The 15,264-nt window shown below is 58.6% G+C and carries 16 protein-coding genes and 2 pseudogenes; 12 read left to right on the plus strand and 6 right to left on the minus strand.

Annotation, left to right across the window (positions count from 1 at the left end; translation table 11 throughout):
- Positions 1 to 276 precede the first annotated feature (276 nt).
- Together AB4P92_RS23200 and AB4P92_RS23205 are read left to right on the plus strand one after the other, a co-directional pair.
- Positions 277 to 1,053, plus strand: a pseudogene (locus tag AB4P92_RS23200) (PAS domain-containing protein); the annotation flags it as partial.
- Positions 1,054 to 1,167: 114 nt separating this feature from the next.
- Positions 1,168 to 1,596 (plus strand): annotated as a pseudogene (locus AB4P92_RS23205) (methyl-accepting chemotaxis protein); the annotation flags it as partial.
- Between the two features lie 174 nt (positions 1,597 to 1,770).
- Here AB4P92_RS23205 and AB4P92_RS23210 read toward each other — a convergent pair.
- Positions 1,771 to 2,211: a PACE efflux transporter gene (locus tag AB4P92_RS23210; RefSeq protein WP_042560586.1), complete on the minus strand. Its 441-nt coding sequence runs from the start codon at positions 2,209 to 2,211 to the stop codon at positions 1,771 to 1,773.
- A gap of 121 nt (positions 2,212 to 2,332) precedes the next feature.
- Here AB4P92_RS23210 and AB4P92_RS23215 point away from each other — a divergent pair, with 121 nt between their 5' ends.
- Positions 2,333 to 3,205, plus strand: coding sequence for a LysR family transcriptional regulator (locus AB4P92_RS23215; RefSeq protein ID WP_273876186.1), 873 nt, complete (start codon positions 2,333 to 2,335; stop codon positions 3,203 to 3,205).
- Between the two features lie 251 nt (positions 3,206 to 3,456).
- On the opposite strand, the gene AB4P92_RS23220 is transcribed toward AB4P92_RS23215, so the two are convergent.
- Positions 3,457 to 4,488: a LacI family DNA-binding transcriptional regulator gene (locus tag AB4P92_RS23220; RefSeq protein ID WP_042560584.1), complete on the minus strand. Its 1,032-nt coding sequence runs from the start codon at positions 4,486 to 4,488 to the stop codon at positions 3,457 to 3,459.
- Between the two features lie 216 nt (positions 4,489 to 4,704).
- On the opposite strand from AB4P92_RS23220, the gene AB4P92_RS23225 reads away from it, so the two are divergent.
- Positions 4,705 to 5,238 (plus strand): gluconokinase, encoded by a 534-nt coding sequence (locus AB4P92_RS23225; protein WP_042560583.1) that lies wholly within the window; start codon positions 4,705 to 4,707, stop codon positions 5,236 to 5,238.
- An 82-nt stretch (positions 5,239 to 5,320) separates the two neighbouring features.
- On the plus strand, positions 5,321 to 6,673 hold the full coding sequence (locus tag AB4P92_RS23230; protein WP_042560582.1) for a gluconate:H+ symporter: 1,353 nt from the start codon (positions 5,321 to 5,323) through the stop codon (positions 6,671 to 6,673).
- A gap of 176 nt (positions 6,674 to 6,849) precedes the next feature.
- Here AB4P92_RS23230 and alaC read toward each other — a convergent pair whose 3' ends face one another.
- On the minus strand, positions 6,850 to 8,067 hold the full coding sequence (gene alaC / locus AB4P92_RS23235) for an alanine transaminase (protein ID WP_042560581.1): 1,218 nt from the start codon (positions 8,065 to 8,067) through the stop codon (positions 6,850 to 6,852).
- Between the two features lie 138 nt (positions 8,068 to 8,205).
- Between alaC and AB4P92_RS23240 the strand changes: the two genes are divergently transcribed.
- The 3 genes from AB4P92_RS23240 (at position 8,206) to AB4P92_RS23250 (ending at position 10,236) form a co-directional block, all read left to right on the plus strand.
- On the plus strand, positions 8,206 to 8,868 hold the full coding sequence (locus AB4P92_RS23240; protein ID WP_395598221.1) for a LysE family translocator: 663 nt from the start codon (positions 8,206 to 8,208) through the stop codon (positions 8,866 to 8,868).
- Between the two features lie 68 nt (positions 8,869 to 8,936).
- Positions 8,937 to 9,422 (plus strand): GyrI-like domain-containing protein, encoded by a 486-nt coding sequence (locus AB4P92_RS23245; protein ID WP_047299591.1) that lies wholly within the window; start codon positions 8,937 to 8,939, stop codon positions 9,420 to 9,422.
- A 325-nt stretch (positions 9,423 to 9,747) separates the two neighbouring features.
- Positions 9,748 to 10,236 carry a GNAT family N-acetyltransferase gene (locus AB4P92_RS23250; protein ID WP_047299589.1) on the plus strand — a complete coding sequence of 163 codons (489 nt, stop codon included), beginning with the start codon at positions 9,748 to 9,750 and terminating at the stop codon, positions 10,234 to 10,236.
- A 112-nt stretch (positions 10,237 to 10,348) separates the two neighbouring features.
- Here the strand turns inward: AB4P92_RS23250 and AB4P92_RS23255 are convergent, their stop codons facing one another.
- Both AB4P92_RS23255 and AB4P92_RS23260 read right to left on the minus strand, forming a co-directional pair.
- Positions 10,349 to 10,954 (minus strand): pyridoxamine 5'-phosphate oxidase family protein, encoded by a 606-nt coding sequence (locus AB4P92_RS23255; RefSeq protein ID WP_115146158.1) that lies wholly within the window; start codon positions 10,952 to 10,954, stop codon positions 10,349 to 10,351.
- A gap of 19 nt (positions 10,955 to 10,973) precedes the next feature.
- Positions 10,974 to 11,459, minus strand: coding sequence for an N-acetyltransferase (locus AB4P92_RS23260; RefSeq protein WP_042560576.1), 486 nt, complete (start codon positions 11,457 to 11,459; stop codon positions 10,974 to 10,976).
- A 141-nt stretch (positions 11,460 to 11,600) separates the two neighbouring features.
- On the opposite strand from AB4P92_RS23260, the gene AB4P92_RS23265 reads away from it, so the two are divergent.
- From AB4P92_RS23265 to AB4P92_RS23275, 3 genes are read left to right on the plus strand one after another with little or no spacing between them, the layout of a single operon-like run.
- Entirely contained in the window at positions 11,601 to 12,026 is a 426-nt protein-coding gene (locus AB4P92_RS23265; protein ID WP_395598222.1) for a YybH family protein, read from the plus strand.
- A gap of 40 nt (positions 12,027 to 12,066) precedes the next feature.
- Positions 12,067 to 12,411: a YciI family protein gene (locus AB4P92_RS23270; RefSeq protein ID WP_008081988.1), complete on the plus strand. Its 345-nt coding sequence runs from the start codon at positions 12,067 to 12,069 to the stop codon at positions 12,409 to 12,411.
- Positions 12,404 to 13,648 carry an RNA polymerase sigma factor gene (locus tag AB4P92_RS23275; protein ID WP_395598223.1) on the plus strand — a complete coding sequence of 415 codons (1,245 nt, stop codon included), beginning with the start codon at positions 12,404 to 12,406 and terminating at the stop codon, positions 13,646 to 13,648. The genes AB4P92_RS23270 and AB4P92_RS23275 overlap by 8 nt, the downstream gene beginning before the upstream one ends.
- 131 nt (positions 13,649 to 13,779) lie before the next feature.
- On the opposite strand, the gene AB4P92_RS23280 is transcribed toward AB4P92_RS23275, so the two are convergent.
- Positions 13,780 to 14,634: a LysR family transcriptional regulator gene (locus AB4P92_RS23280; protein ID WP_042560573.1), complete on the minus strand. Its 855-nt coding sequence runs from the start codon at positions 14,632 to 14,634 to the stop codon at positions 13,780 to 13,782.
- An 89-nt stretch (positions 14,635 to 14,723) separates the two neighbouring features.
- On the opposite strand from AB4P92_RS23280, the gene AB4P92_RS23285 reads away from it, so the two are divergent.
- The gene (locus tag AB4P92_RS23285) at positions 14,724 to 15,161 is read left to right on the plus strand and encodes a multidrug/biocide efflux PACE transporter (RefSeq protein WP_395598224.1); all 438 of its coding nucleotides are present in this window, start codon (positions 14,724 to 14,726) and stop codon (positions 15,159 to 15,161) included.
- Positions 15,162 to 15,264: the final 103 nt, after the last annotated feature.

Below are 15,264 nucleotides of genomic sequence, written 5' to 3' on the forward strand. Positions count from 1 at the left end.
AGTGCGCAACCCGAGGCACCGACACTGAACCAACAAGGAGCGTTATCTAAATGGACTTTCTTCAAAACGTTAGGGCTGGCCCTCAACCGGGCTATCAAGAGAAGGATGTCTTGATTAGAGCGTTGCTGCATGGACGCTCCGATTAATCATCATTTATCACCTGACAACTTCCTCCCGTGGAGGAATGCGTGTGCCTGTTCTGTGGAACGTAGTGGTGGATTCTGAAAGACCTGAACTTTCATCAAATCAAAAGAACGCGCGGAAGGTGATACAACCATGTTCAACCTACATCACAAGGCTGACCTGAAGGAAATCGAGCGCTTCAGCTGTGCCTTGACTGAAGCCAATGCCAAGTTGGCAGCGATCAGCCGTTCGATGGCGATGATCGAATTCAGCCCCGATGGCATAGTTCTGGATGCCAATGAAAACTTCTGCAAGACCATGGGTTATGGCGCCGAAGAAGTGCGCGGCAAACATCACCGGATCTTTTGCGAAGAAGCGTTTTATCGCAGCGAGGAGTACGCGAAGTTATGGCGCGACCTAGCCCGGGGCGAGCCGATCAGCGGGACGTTCCTGCGTTTGAACAAGAGCGGCAAGGAGGTCTGGCTCGAAGCCAGTTACATGCCGGTCTATGGCCAGGACAAACAAGTAAAAAGTGTGATCAAAGTGGCGTCGGACATTACCGCGCGGATCAATAAGGAACATGAAGAGGAAAGCATGCTGGCGGCGATTGGTCGCTCGATGGCGGTGATCGAGTTTACGCCGGAGGGCAATGTGATCACCGCCAACGAAAACTTTCTGAAGACCACGCAGTACACGCTCAGCGAAGTCGTCGGCCACCATCACAGCATGTTCTGCCATCGGGCCGAAGCCGAGTCGGTGCAATACAAGGCATTCTGGGCTTCGCTCAATCGCGGCGAATATCACTCCCATCGCTTCGAGCGCAAGAACAAGTCCGGGCAGATGGTTTACCTCGAGGCTTCGTATAACCCGTTGTTCGACGCCAAGGGCCGCTTGTACAAAGTGGTCAAGTTCGCCAGCGACATCACCCATCAGATGACCACGTTGCAGAACGCCGCGGAATCGGCCCACAGCACTTCGGTACAAAACGACGCCTGCGCGCAAAAAGGCTCACAGGTCGTGCAGCAAACGGTACAGATCATTCAGGACATTTCCCGCGATCTCAACGAAGCGGCGGTCAGCATCGATGCGGTCAGCAAGCAATCGGACATCATCGGCACCATCGTCCAGACCATTCGCGGAATTGCCGATCAGACCAATTTGCTGGCGCTCAACGCGGCCATCGAAGCGGCGCGGGCCGGCGAACACGGGCGGGGTTTTGCGGTGGTCGCGGATGAGGTGCGCAGTCTTGCTGCTCGCACCAGTCAGGCGACGCTGGAGATTGTCGAGGTGGTGCGCAAGAACCATGATCTGTCGCTAAGCGCGGTATCGAGCATGCAATCGAGTTTGAGCCGCACCGGGCTTGGGGTTGAATTGGCGAACGAGGCGGGCGAGGTGATTCTGGAAATCCAGCAAGGCTCGCGGCATGTGGTAGATGCGATCAGCCAGTTCAATGAGACCCTGCAACTGAACTAGCACCGCATAAATACTGTAGGAGCTGCGGCACGCTGCGATCTTCTGATCTTTAAATTCAAGATCAAAAGATCGCAGCGTGCCGCAGCTCCTACATCATGTTTCATGCTGCCTTGAGGTCAAAGTGCAGCAAGAAACTTGTCGCCTGTCCTTGACGTCACTGCAGTGGCTGACGATTTATGTCGCCGCCGCAGAATCCGGCAACGCCGAAGCAGGCAGACCAAACACCCGATCAAACAGCCAGTTGAAGGCAAACGTGTAGCAAGGGATGAAGATGATCAGCGCCAGATCCAGCAGGAAAGCCTGCACCAGGCTGATATTCATCCACCACGCGATCAGCGGAATCAGGAACACGATCAACGTCAGTTGAAAACCGATTGCGTGGGCGATGCGTCGTTTTACGGTGCGGGTGCGTGATTGCTGACGACTTTCCCAGTGCTCGAACATCGAGGTATAGATGAAGTTCCAGGTGACGGCGATGGTCGTGATGATCACAGCCAGCGGCCCGGTACTGCCCGGCGAGGTGCCCGACAACAGCGCCAGACCAAGGGCGGAAAAGGTCATGCCGATCACTTCGTAGAGCGACACATAGACCAGTTTGCGTTTGACGCCTTGCATGCAGATTTGCCTCTTTCTTGCCATTTGTTGCCAGTGGGACTGGCGGAGGCGGCGAAAGATAGCTTCAATAGGGTTGACAGAAAAAGTCAGAAGCTTTCAGTTCTATTGATAGGTTGATCCATTGAATTTCAACAGCGACAGCATCGAACTGTTCCTTGCGGTGATTGAGCGCGGGTCGTTTTCCGCCGCCGCCCGCGCATTGGGCAAAGTCCCATCGGCGGTGAGCATGGGCATCGGCAACCTTGAGGCCGAACTGGGTTATTCGCTGTTTGATCGCAGCCATCGCGAACCGCAACCGACGGCAATGGCGCTTTCACTGGTCCCTCATGCCCGGCTGATCGCCGGGCAGCTCAAGCAACTGCAAGTACACGCGGTGGAGTTGTCATTGGGGCTGGAGAGCAAGTTGTCGATCGGCGTGACTGCGGACATCGACCGTCGGCGTTTGTTGGCGGCGATCAAGGCTATTGCCGAGCGTCATCCGCTGCTCGATATCGAAGTACTGACGGCGCCGCAGGATGATGTGCTGGCGATGCTGCACAGCGGCCGCGTCAGTGTGTGTCTGGCGTTCGCCGGGTTGAGCATGAACGTGCTGGAGCGCTTTCAGTTTGTCGGCAGCGAACGGATGATCGCTACGCTGGCGGCGGACAGTCCGCTACTGCAGGGCCAGGATCTGTTTCTGGAAGACCTGGTGCACGTACGGCAAATCTTCGTCGCCAGTCGTGACTTGCCGATCAGTGAGACGCGGCCATTGGTGGCTGAATCTCACTGGCGCACCGATACGCTGGAAACAGCGATGGAGATGGTCGAGGCGGGATTGGGCTGGGGCAATTTCCCGCTGTCGGTGGTGCAGTCGCGACTGGATGCCGGGCGTTTGAAACGGCTGAATTTTCGCAACATTGAAAATGGCCTGGTGCTGCCGGTGCACGCGGTTTGGCTCAAGAGCCAGCCGCTACAGAAAGGCGCATTGGCCCTCGTTGACCTGCTCAGTCACTAGAGACGGTGGAGATCCAATGTGGGAGCGAGCCTGCTCGCGAAAGCGCCGTGTCAGTCGTCAATTGCTTATCTGACACGACGCTTTCGCGAGCAGGCTCGCTCCCACCGGGATTGTAATTCAACCTTGAATTTTGCGAACACCACAAAACCTGTGGGAGCTGGCTTGCCAGCGATAGCGGTGTATCAGCCAAAAATGTATCGACTGACCGGACGCCATCGCTGGCAAGCCAGCTCCCACAGGAATTTCAGGGGTTATGTGCTTTCGCGGATCTTCAGTTCGAAGCCCATGTCTTCCACCGGTCGTGCCACCTTGTTCCCGGCCATCAACGTCAGCATCTGCTCCGCCGCGCGCCGGCCAATCGCCTCACGCGGTGTGTTGATGCTGCTCAGGCGCGGCACCATGTGCTCGGACATCGGCAAGTCGTTGAAGCCCAGAATCGCCACTTGCTCAGGGATTTTGATGCCGTGGCGCAGCGCCTCCAGCAATGCGCCCTGTGCCAGGTCATCGTTACCGAAGAAGATCGCATCGACATCCGGGTGCGCCGCGAGCAATTGCAGAAACAACTCGCCACCCAATCCCACTGACGAAGCGCGAGGCGTCAGCACTTCCAGATCCGGGTCATAACGCCCGGCCTTCTGCAACGCTTTGCGAAAACCTTCGCCACGCAGCAACGTGCGCTGATCAAGTTGCGCACCGATGTAAGCCAGACGTTTGCGCCCTCGCGAGAGCAAATGCTCAGCCGCCGTTTCGCCGGCGCTGAGCTGGGAGAAGCCGACGCAATTCACTCCGGCGGCGCTGTCCAGTTCCATCATGTACACGCAGGGAATGTTGCTGGCCTCGATCATCCGCCGCGAACTTTCGGTGCGATCAAACCCGGTCAGCAGAAACCCGCGCGGCTGATAGGCCATGTAGTTGCGCAGCAGGTTTTCTTCTTCATCACGGGAGTAGTGGAAGTTACCGATCAGCACTTCAAAGCCCTTGGGCGTCAAAACCCGATGAATGGCTTCCAGCGTATCGATGAACAACAGGTTGGACAGTGACGGCACCAAAACCACCACCGAATGGCTCTGCGCCGAGGCCAGGGCGCGGGCGGCAGGGTTGACCACGTAGTTGAGTTCGAGGGCGGCCTTGCGGACTTTGTCCACCAGTTCGGTGGCCACGGTGCTGACCCCGCGCAAGGCACGGGAAGCGGTAATCGGGCTGACGCCGGCAAGGCGAGCAACTTCATTAAGGGTGGGACGGCCGGTGGTGCGGGTATTTTTATCGTTTTTAGGAGTGGTCATCGGGCGGCTTGCCAAACAAAAATCAAGGCACTAAGGTAGCGCTGTCCTGATGCAGCTGCAAATGCGTAAGCGAGGTCCTGCCTGATCTTCGCTTTTTGGTGTTGGGAACAAACCTGCTGCAACCCAAAAAAACGACAAGAAGGCGTCGGCAACTTCTATCTGTGCACTAGAGTCATAGCTTGCAAAGGTAGCGCTGTCTGCGCGCTGAGGTGTTTCATGAATCATCCCATCACCGCCCTGGTCATCATGGGCGTTGCCGGTTGCGGCAAGACGTGCGTCAGCGAGGCCCTGTGCCAATTGAGCGGCGCCACTGCCATTGAAGGCGATACTTTCCATCCGGCCGCGAACATCGAAAAGATGAGCGCGGGGATCCCCCTGAACGACGACGACCGTGCCGGCTGGCTCGACAGCCTGTGCGAGGAGCTGCGTCGCGTTGACGCCACGGGCCAGCGCCCGGTGCTGACTTGCTCGGCCCTCAAACACAGTTATCGTGAAGTCTTGCGCAGTGCTCTGCCGGGCCTGGGCTTCGTGTTCCTTGAATTGACCCCTGAAGTTGCCGCCGAGCGTGTGTCCCATCGTCCGGGCCACTTCATGCCGGCCACGCTGATCGAAAGCCAGTTCGCCACCCTCGAATCGCCCAAAGGCGAGCCGTTGACCCTGGCGTTGAACGCTTCGATCCACAGCGTCGAAGAACTGGCAGAGCAAGCTCACGTCTGGTGGCAGGCCAATGGCCTGAAACAGGCGGTATGAGTGTGTTCATGCAGACAGCGCTGTCCTTACGACTTCTGATTAACCCGCTTTAATAACAACAACAAACCAGGAGACACCCCCAATGTTTGGCATGTCCCACGACGCCTACCTGCTGCTTGATGCAGTGGTCACGGTGATCGGACTTATCATCCTGATCACCAAGTTCAAGATTCACCCTTTCATTGCCCTGACCATCGCCGCCGCATTCCTCGGCCTGACGTCCGGCATGCCGATCGGCACCATCATCAAAGCGTTCCAGGACGGCTTTGGTGGCGTGCTTGGTTTTGTCGGCATCATCCTCGCGCTGGGCACCATGCTCGGCAAAATGATGGCCGAGTCGGGCGGGGCAGATCAGATTGCCCAGACCCTGATTCGCGCGTTCGGCAAGGACAAAGTCCAGTGGGCAATGATGTTCGCCGCGTTCCTGGTGGGCATTCCGTTGTTCTTCGAAATCGGCTTCGTGCTGCTGATTCCGCTGGTGTTCATCGTTGCCCGCCGCACGGGGGTGTCGATCATCAAGATCGGTATCCCGTTGCTCGCCGGCCTGTCCGCCGTGCACGGTCTGGTGCCACCGCACCCGGGCCCGCTGCTGGCCATCGGCGTGTTCGGCGCTGACATCGGCAAGACCATTCTCTACGGTCTGATCGTTGCGCTGCCGACTGCAATCATTGCCGGGCCGATCTTCGGTACGTTCATCGCCAAGCACATTCCGGGTCACCCGAATCAGGAACTGGTCGATCAACTGGCCCGCGAAAACGATACCGCTGTCCTGCCGAGCTTCAGCATCACCCTGATCACCGTGCTGCTGCCGGTGTTCCTGATGTTGCTGAAAACCTTCGCTGACGTGGCGTTGCCGGACGGTAACTTCTTCCGCACCTGGATGGACATGATCGGTCACCCGATCTCGGCATTGCTGCTGGCATTGCTGCTGTCGCTGTACACCTTTGGCTACAAGCAGGGCATCGGTTCCAACCAGATCCTCAAGTGGCTGGATGCGAGCCTGGCGCCAACCGCCGCGATCATCCTGATCATCGGTGCCGGCGGTGGCTTCAAGCAGATGCTGGTCACCAGCGGCGTGGGCGATGTGATCGGCCACATGGCGGTCAGCGCACAGATCTCGCCGATCCTGCTGGCATGGCTGGTGGCGGCGGTGATCCGTATTGCCACCGGTTCGGCAACCGTCGCGACCATCACTGGCGCGGGCATCGTGGTGCCGGTGGTCGGGATGGTTCCGGGCGTCAACCGTGAACTGCTGGTGCTGGCCACCGGTGCCGGTTCGTTGATCCTGTCCCACGTCAACGACGCCGGTTTCTGGCTGGTGAAGCAGTATTTCAACATGACCGTGGCCGAGACGTTCAAGACCTGGACGGCGATGGAAACCATCCTCTCGGTGGTCGCGTTGGGCTTTATCCTGCTGTTGTCGATGTTCGTTTAACAGCAAACGCCACTCACAAAAAAACCGCAGCGATGCGGTTTTTTTGTGGGTGATGATTCGTGACACAGACAAACCAATGTGGGAGCGAGCCTGCTCGCGAATGCGATGTGTCAGTCGATATGGATTTCAGCTGACTCGACGCTTTTGCGAGCAGGCTCGCTCCCACAGGGAAGGTGTCAGGTGCTGGATTTCGGGGCTAACCCATCCGCCCGGAACATCCCGCGAATGCCGCGTACAGCCTGGCGAATGCGGTCCTGGTTTTCGATCAGCGCGAAGCGCACGTGATCATCGCCATACTCACCAAACCCCACCCCCGGCGAGACGCACACCTTGGCCTCGGACAGCAGCTTCTTGGCGAATTCCAGCGAACCCAGATGCGCATAAGCCTCAGGGATTTTCGCCCAGACGTACATCGAAGCCTTCGGGTTTTCGACCATCCAGCCCAGTTCATGCAGGCCTTTGACCAGCACATTACGGCGCTGGCGATACTGCTCGGCGATGTCTTTCACGCACTGCTGATCGCCTTCCAGCGCAGCAATCGCGGCGACTTGCAGTGGGGTGAAAGTGCCGTAGTCGTGGTAGCTCTTGATCCGCGCCAAGGCGTTGACCAGTTCCGGATTGCCGACCATGAAACCGATGCGCCAACCGGCCATGTTGTAGCTTTTGGACAGGGTGAAAAACTCCACCGCGATGTCTTTGGCGCCCGGCACTTGCATGATCGACGGGGCTTTCCAGCCGTCGTAGACGATGTCGGCGTAAGCCAGGTCGTGGATGACCAGCACGTCGTATTGCTTGGCGAGGGCGATCACCCGTTCGAAGAAATCCAGTTCCACGCACTGCGCAGTCGGGTTCGACGGGAAGCCGAGGATCATCATCTTCGGCTTCGGGATCGAGCCGCGAATCGCCCGTTCCAGTTCGTCGAAGAAGTCCACACCCGGCACCAGTGGTACAGAACGCACCTGAGCGCCGGCAATTACCGCGCCGTAGATGTGAATCGGGTAGCTGGGGTTTGGCACCAGTACGGTGTCGCCCTGATCCAGGGTCGCCAGCATCAGATGCGCCAGGCCTTCCTTGGAACCGATGGTGACAATGGCTTCGCTTTCCGGGTCGATATCGACCTCGTAGCGTTGCTTGTACCAATTGGAAATCGCCCGACGCAGACGCGGAATGCCCTTGGATGTGGAATAACCATGGGTGTCGTCACGCTGGGCGACTTGCACGAGTTTTTCGACAATGTGCGGCGGCGTGGCCCCGTCGGGGTTGCCCATGCTCAAGTCGATGATGTCTTCACCACGACGCCGCGCGGCCATCTTCAGCTCGGCGGTGATGTTGAAAACGTAAGGGGGGAGTCGATCTATGCGCGCAAAGCGGCGCGGCGAACCTTGTTCAGCCATTGTTGCCTCGGATAACGTAAGCGCCCGGAACCGTCCGAGCGACGCTGGTCACTGCGGTGACCTGTTGGCGAAGATAAGGGCTGTGATGGCAGACTGTCCAGCCTGCGCGTAAACAAATTTTTCCAAGGAAATCGGTTGATGGAATTCACCAGCGGCTTTTTGCTGAGCCTCTCGCTGTGCCTGGATATCGGCGTGGCCAACATCGCAATGATCACGCTGGCCATGCAGCGCGGTTATTTCCAGGGCTTCGCGCTGGGCCTCGGCACCTGTGTCGGCGATCTGTTTTACGCGGTGCTGGCGCTCGCCGGGATGACCGTGTTGCTGCAATACGAAACCGTGCGCTGGGTGCTGTGGATCGGCGGTTCGGCGCTGCTGATCTACTTTGCGGCGAAGATGATCTATTCGGCAATCCATCACGAGGCGCTGCTGGCCGAGACGGCTGAGGTAGGGCAGAACTCCCATCGCAAGGAATTCTTGCGGGGGATCTTCCTCGCCATGTCTTCGCCGAGCGCGATTCTCTGGTTCGCTGCGGTAGGCGGCACGTTGATCGCCCGTTCGGGCGGGGGCGGGCCTTTGAGCTCGGCGTTGTTTCTCGGTGGGTTTCTGTGCGCCGGGCTGTTGTGGTCGGCCGGTTTGTGCTTCGCCGCAAGCCATGGTGGCAAGCTCCTGGGCGATAAGCTGCTGCGCTACTCCTATATGGCATCTGCAGCGATCTTCTGCTATTTCGCGGCGTACGTGATCGTATCTGGCTACAACGAGTTTGTCGGGTCAGGTGCGGCCGAGGCCCTGCATACGCTCTGATGTTGCGAATCGGGTTTGGCTTCTATACTCCCAGCCGAACCCACTTTTTTCGTTCCAGGAGTCGAGTCATGGATGAGCAAACACGCGTCGAAGTGGCAGAACCTCGCTTCGAACATGGACAATTCCTGCTGATAGCAGGGCTTGGCGGACGATTTACTCAGGACACCACCGATGGCATCCCTGAACTGTGGGAAAAATTCATCCCGCATCTGGGCAAGATTCCTGGGCAAAAGAACGAAGTGACGTTCGGCGTCTGCTGCAATGCGGACGGCAAGGGCGGTTTCGAATACATCGCCGGGGTCGAGATCAGCAAACTCGATGACCTGCCGGAACAGTACCGTTGGATCGAAGTGCAACCGCAGGATTACGCGGTGTTCGAGCACAAAGGTTCACTGGATCAGTTGCCAGAGACCTTCCAGTACATCTGGAAAACCTGGCTGCCGCAGTCCGGACGCGAAGCCGCCGATGCGCCTGAGTTCGAACGCTACAGTGAGGATTTCAACCCCAAACTGCATACCGGCACGCTGGAAATCTGGCTGCCACTCAAGGCCTGACGCACGTTGACTGGACGGATCGGCGATCCGTCCAGTCAACGTTTTCAGCCGCGCTTGCCCTTGCCCACACGTCGCGCCCGCAACAGGTCGATGCCCAGGGTTATAAAGCCGAACGTACTGATGCCCAACACCATCAACAGGCCGATTTCTACGCTGCTCATAAACGGTTTCCCCCAAGGGTAATCAGAGACACGCCACAGAAATAGCCGCCCGCGAGGCGCAAGAAAAGCGCTTATACGCAGGCTTTACGCCGCCCGCGCGGATCGATATGCAGTCCTTATTCCTTTATGCTTTGCGCACTTTTCCCGCTGATTTCCGAGCTGCCATGAACACCGTTATCCGCAACGTCACCGCCACTGACCTGGATCGCTGCTACGCCATCGAAACCGTTGCCTACGAAGGCGATGAAGCCGCCACCCGCGAAAAGATCGCCACGCGCATTGCGACCTGGCCGGAAGGTTTCATCGTTGCCGAGGTCGATGGCGAGGTCGCCGGGTTCGTCAACGCGGGCGCGGCATTCGATGTGCAGATGTCGGACGAGGCGTTCAAGGAACTGATCGGGCATGATCCGGCGGGGCCGAACGTGGTGATCATGTCGGTGGTGGTACACCCGGATTATCAGGGGCAGGGCCTGGCCAAGCGCTTGCTGGCCGAGTTCATCGAGCGCATGCGCGGGATGGATAAAGCGACGATTCATTTGATGTGCAAGGAAAAGCATATCCCGCTGTATGCCGGGTTCGGCTTTGCCTACATCAAACCGTCGGAGTCGGATCACGGCGGGATGGCGTGGCACGAGATGATTCTGACTCTGTAAATACTTCCCCCTGTAGGAGCTGCCGAAGGCTGCGATCTTTTGATCTTGCTTGTAAAAAACACGATCAAAAGATCGCAGCCTTTGGCAGCTCCTACATGGGGGGCGTGGTGCGTCAGTAAAGGCTATCGCGGACCCTGATCGGCGCTTCGCGGTCGTACGTGTCGGCGTCGAATTGCCCATCGTTCAGGCGTTTATGAAAGGCGCCAGCCGTGGGCAGTGCCGAGCGCGGCAGATGCGTTTCCGGGTTCCACGCATCCGAACGCACAAACGCCTTCGAACAATGGAAAAACGCCGCTTCCACCGTCACCAGCAACACCGTTTTCGCCGGTTTGCCGTTCACCGCAAAACTCTCCAGCAACGTCGGATCAGCGCTGATGGTGGCCGTGCCGTTGACCCGCAGTGTCTCGCCTATCCCCGGAATGATGAACAGCAGCGACACCCGTGGATCGTGCAGCACATTGCGCAAGGTATCGATGCGGTTGTTGCCCGGGCGGTCCGGCAGGGCCAGCGTGCGTTCATCGACGATCCGCACAAACCCCGGGGCATCACCGCGCGGCGAATTGTCGAGACCATCGGCACCCACCGAGCTGACGATTACCAGCGGCGAGACCCGCACCATCGCCTGATAGTCTTCGTTGAGAAAAGTGATCTGCTTGCGCACCGCACGTTCGTGCGGCAATCCGTAAATAGCTTCCAGTGCTTCGATTGAATCGATCATCGTGCATCCCCTCGATGACTTAAAAAAACAGACCCATGCGCCGCTCGTAACCGATTCGGCCCTTGTACGCTTCGCCGCTGTCGACGTAGCCGTGTTTGGCGTACAGCGCGATGGCAGCCTCGTTGTCGGCGTCCACCGACAGTTCCAGTCCCTTGATCTCCGGCCAGGCCTGGCGCGCAACCTCGGGCAACGCATGCAGACACGCCTTGCCGTAACCCTTGCCCTGCGCCCGGCGATCGACCTGCAACGCATGCAGCGTGGCGCTGTGTTCATCGGCCCATGCCGGTAACACCGGCGGACGCTTGAGCAGCAGGAACGCCACCGGCACTTCATCGGCCAGCAGTGCAAAACCCTTCACGCCAGGGCCGGGTTTCGACAGCAAGGTGTGCAGGGCGCCGTGGATGTCGCCGGAGAACTTGATTTGCTCGGGGTGGATTTCAATCGCCTCGACTTGCTCACGCTGCTGGGCGTTCAGGCTGTCGTACGGCACGAGTTGGGCTGACACGGGAATTTCCTTTTTCCTACAAAGATGAGCCTCGGATTCTAGCGACTTTGCTTCCTTCGGAATTTTTTTGTTTCGCCTGTCGATCTGCCGACGTGCCGAACGACTAAGGGTGTCTTTCCAACAAAAATCACGGAGAACACCATGAGCGCACAAGCTGACATCCAAGCTCTGATCAATACCTACCGCGACGCCGTCATGACCAAGGACGTGGAGAAAGTCATGGCGTTGTATGCCGATGACATCGTCTCGTTCGACGCGATCAAGGCCCTGCAATTCAAGGGCAAACCGGCCTACCGCGCGCATTGGGTGGACTGCATGCAAATGTGCCCCGGCCCGCACATCTTCGATTTTCAGGAAGTCGTCATCGAAACCGCCGACAACATCGCCTTCGCCCACTGGGTCGCCAATTGCGGTGGTACCAACGAGAAGGGTGAAACCCAAAGCTGCTGGATGCGCGTCACCGCCTGCTATCGGCAGGTCGACGGCGCGTGGCGGATTGCCCATGAACACTGGTCGGCACCGTTCGATCCGATGAGCGGCGCCACGCTGTTCGATGTGCAACCGTGATCTTCAGCCATAGTTGATCCGTTCGAATCAGGAGAGCGCCATGAAATATCTATGCCTGGTCTACAGCGATGAACGCCTGCTGCACTCGTCCCCCGACAGCCCTGAAGACGCTGAATGCTGGGCCTATGCCGAGTCGATCCAGGGCAGCGGGCGGATGGTTGCCGCCGAGGCGCTGGAGTCAGTGCAGACCGCCACCACGGTGCGCATGCGCAACGGCAAATTGTCGATCACCGATGGGCCGTTCGCTGAAACCAAGGAGCAACTGGCCGGCTTCTACCTGATCGACGCCAAGGATCTCAACGAAGCGATTCAGGTCGCCGGGAACATCCCGGCGGCCCGAGTGGGCAGCGTTGAAGTGCGTCCCGTGCGGCAGTTGAATGTCTGAGGTCGCGGCGCGGGTCGAGCAGGTTTATCGCGAAGACTCGCGGCGGATTCTGGCGACATTGATCCGCCTGCTCGGCGATTTTGACCTTGCCGAAGAAGCCTTGCACGAGGCGTTCTTCGTCGCGGTCGAGCGTTGGCAGCGTGACGGCGTGCCGGACAATCCGCGCACCTGGCTGGTGTCGACCGGGCGCTTCAAGGCAATCGACGTGCTACGCCGCCGTGCACGCTTCAAAGCCTCGCAGCCATTGTTGCTGGCGCAACTCGAAGAGCTCGAAGATGCCGACTGGAGCGACGAAGACGTGGAAGACGATCGCCTGCGGCTGATCTTCACCTGCTGTCACCCGGCGCTGGCGGCGGATGCGCAAGTGCCGCTGACCTTGCGTGAAGTCTGCGACCTCACCACCGAGGAAATCGCCCGCGCCTTTCTCTCGGCGCCGGCGGCCATTGCCCAGCGCATCGTGCGCGCAAAAGCCAAGATCCGTGACGCGAAAATCCCTTATCAAGTCCCCAGCCTGAGCGAACTGCCCGAGCGTCTGGACAGTGTGTTGCGGGTGATTTATCTGGTGTTCAACGAGGGCTATTCGGCGTCGATGGGTGCTGAGCTGACTCGCGAGGACCTGACCCGTGAAGCGATCCGGCTCGGGCGACTGCTGATGGAATTGTTGCCGGAGCCCGAGGTGATGGGGTTGCTGGCATTGATGCTGCTGCACGAGTCCCGGCGTCCGGCGCGCACCTCGCCCGATGGCGAATTGGTGCTGTTGGACGATCAGGATCGCTTGCAGTGGGATGCTGAGTTGATCGCTGAAGGTTGTGCGTTGGTGGAACGGGCGCTGACCACACGACGATTCGGGCCGTACTGTCTACAAGCGGCGATTGCCGCCGTGCACGCCGAGGCGCCAACCGCCGAGGAAACCGATTGGCAGCAGATCGTCGGGCTGTATGACGTGCTGTTGCGGGCGATGCCTTCCCCGGTGATCGAGTTGAATCGCGCGGTGGCGGTGGCCAAACGAGATGGGGCGTTGGCGGGGTTGACGTTGATTGAAGAGATTCTGGATCGCGGCGAATTGCAGGACTACCACTTGGCGCATTCGGCGCGGGCGGAGTTTTGTCGGCAGTTGGGCCGGGTCGAGGAGGCGCGGGTGGCTTATTTGCGGGCGTTGGAGTTAACCCGGCAAGAGCCTGAACGGCGGTTCATCGAGGCGCGCTTAAACCAACTACCGACACCCAACCCCCTGTAGGAACTGCCGAAGGCTGCAATCTTTTGATGTTGATTTTCTTCAATCAACAACAAGATCAAAAGATCGCAGCCTTCGGCAGCTCCTACATGGGTTGCAACTGTAGGAGCTGCGGCACGCTGCGATCTTTTGATCTATTCCAGCATCTTGCTCAGCAACCAGCTCCCCGCCGGCCCTGGCGGATATAGCCGCGACCACAAGGCATCGACAAACACCGGTTTCGGCCAGCCGCGCACTGTCAGCTCCACCAGCGTGCCATTGCCGAAACGCCCCACCAGCCAGCGCGGCAACGGCGCCCAGCCGAAACCCATTTCGGCCATTTCCATCAGCATCAGATAACTCGGCGCCGACCACACCCGGCCCTTGGCGCGACTGTCGTAGGGATTGACGATCGTCGCCAGACGCAACTCGCGATGCTGCTCCAGGATCGGCTGGTCGACGTTTTCCAGTGTCGCCAGCGCATGTCCGCGACTGACGAACAGGGCGATATCGGTGCGCTCGGCCACAGTCGAGGTCACCAGGTCCGGCGGGTAATTGTCCTGCATCTCGGCAAACGCCAGATGCGCCCGACCGCGCTGCACCAGTTCGATCAAGTCATCGCATTCGGCAATCAGGCATTCGAGTTCCAGATCCGGATAGCGCTGTTCAAAACCGAACAGCGCCGCCTCGAAACGCGCGGATTGATAAGTGTCGGAAATCGCCACGGTCAACTTCGGCTCAACGCCTTGGGACAATTGCCGCGCGGTCATTTCCAGGCGACTGTTGGCCGTGAGAATCGCCTCGGCGCGTTGCAGCATGACGTGGCCGGCAGGCGTCAGCGTCGGTTTGCGGCTGCTGCGATCAAACAACACCAGGTCCAGATCAATCTCCAGACTCGCCACCGCCGCACTGATCGTCGACTGACTGCGCCCGAGTTTGCGCGCTGCCGCCGAAAACGATCCCTGGGTCGCCGCTTGGACGAATGCCAAAAGCACTTCTTGCGATGCCATGAACTATCGCCTCAATCGATGGTTATTGGTTTTGAAGTATCGATGCGAGGATGGATCATGGCAACCATCTTCACTCAAGGAGTCAGGCCATGACTGCCCAAAAATCCATCACTGAACGTATCTTCCAGGCTATCGGTTTCGAATTGCTGGCGATTCTGATCTGCACGCCACTGCTGGCGTGGATCATGAAAAAACCGCTGCTCGACATGGGCGCGGTGACGGTTTTGATCGCGATGCTGGCGCTGGGCTGGAACGTGGTGTTCAACCGGTTTTTCGACCGAATGCTCGAGCGCATGAATGTTGCCCACAACGCCTGGGTGCGGGTCGTTCACGCCTTGCTGTTCGAGGGTGGATTGATCGTGATGGGCGTGCCGCTGATTGCCTGGTGGCTGTCGGTCAGCTTGTGGCAGGCGTTCTTGCTCGACATCGGCGTGTTGCTGTTTTTTCTGCCGTACACCTATGTGTATCACTGGGGCTACGACGTACTGCGCGAGCGCTTCCTGATGCGCAACGCCTGCCAGGGCTAACCCTCATTTTCGTGTAGGAGCTGTCGAAGGCTGCGATCTTTTGATTTTGATCTAAAAAAGATCAAAAGATCGCAGCCTTCGGCAGCTCCTGCAGTGGGATTAT

Source organism: Pseudomonas sp. A0308 (assembly GCF_044218815.1).
In the GTDB taxonomy this organism is placed as follows: Bacteria; Pseudomonadota; Gammaproteobacteria; order Pseudomonadales; family Pseudomonadaceae; genus Aquipseudomonas; species Aquipseudomonas iridis.

What these genes read in the sequence shown, in the direction of transcription:
- AB4P92_RS23210 (WP_042560586.1), bottom strand. Translation starts at nt 2,211, where the DNA reads ATGCAAGGCGTCAAACGCAAACTGGTCTATGTGTCGCTCTACGAAGTG.
- AB4P92_RS23220 (WP_042560584.1), bottom strand. Translation starts at nt 4,488, where the DNA reads ATGACCACTCCTAAAAACGATAAAAATACCCGCACCACCGGCCGTCCC.
- AB4P92_RS23225 (WP_042560583.1), top strand. Translation starts at nt 4,705, where the DNA reads ATGAATCATCCCATCACCGCCCTGGTCATCATGGGCGTTGCCGGTTGC.
- AB4P92_RS23230 (WP_042560582.1), top strand. Translation starts at nt 5,321, where the DNA reads ATGTTTGGCATGTCCCACGACGCCTACCTGCTGCTTGATGCAGTGGTC.
- alaC (WP_042560581.1), bottom strand. Translation starts at nt 8,067, where the DNA reads ATGGCTGAACAAGGTTCGCCGCGCCGCTTTGCGCGCATAGATCGACTC.
- AB4P92_RS23240 (WP_395598221.1), top strand. Translation starts at nt 8,206, where the DNA reads ATGGAATTCACCAGCGGCTTTTTGCTGAGCCTCTCGCTGTGCCTGGAT.
- AB4P92_RS23245 (WP_047299591.1), top strand. Translation starts at nt 8,937, where the DNA reads ATGGATGAGCAAACACGCGTCGAAGTGGCAGAACCTCGCTTCGAACAT.
- AB4P92_RS23250 (WP_047299589.1), top strand. Translation starts at nt 9,748, where the DNA reads ATGAACACCGTTATCCGCAACGTCACCGCCACTGACCTGGATCGCTGC.
- AB4P92_RS23255 (WP_115146158.1), bottom strand. Translation starts at nt 10,954, where the DNA reads ATGATCGATTCAATCGAAGCACTGGAAGCTATTTACGGATTGCCGCAC.
- AB4P92_RS23265 (WP_395598222.1), top strand. Translation starts at nt 11,601, where the DNA reads ATGAGCGCACAAGCTGACATCCAAGCTCTGATCAATACCTACCGCGAC.
- AB4P92_RS23270 (WP_008081988.1), top strand. Translation starts at nt 12,067, where the DNA reads ATGAAATATCTATGCCTGGTCTACAGCGATGAACGCCTGCTGCACTCG.
- AB4P92_RS23275 (WP_395598223.1), top strand. Translation starts at nt 12,404, where the DNA reads ATGTCTGAGGTCGCGGCGCGGGTCGAGCAGGTTTATCGCGAAGACTCG.
- AB4P92_RS23280 (WP_042560573.1), bottom strand. Translation starts at nt 14,634, where the DNA reads ATGGCATCGCAAGAAGTGCTTTTGGCATTCGTCCAAGCGGCGACCCAG.
- AB4P92_RS23285 (WP_395598224.1), top strand. Translation starts at nt 14,724, where the DNA reads ATGACTGCCCAAAAATCCATCACTGAACGTATCTTCCAGGCTATCGGT.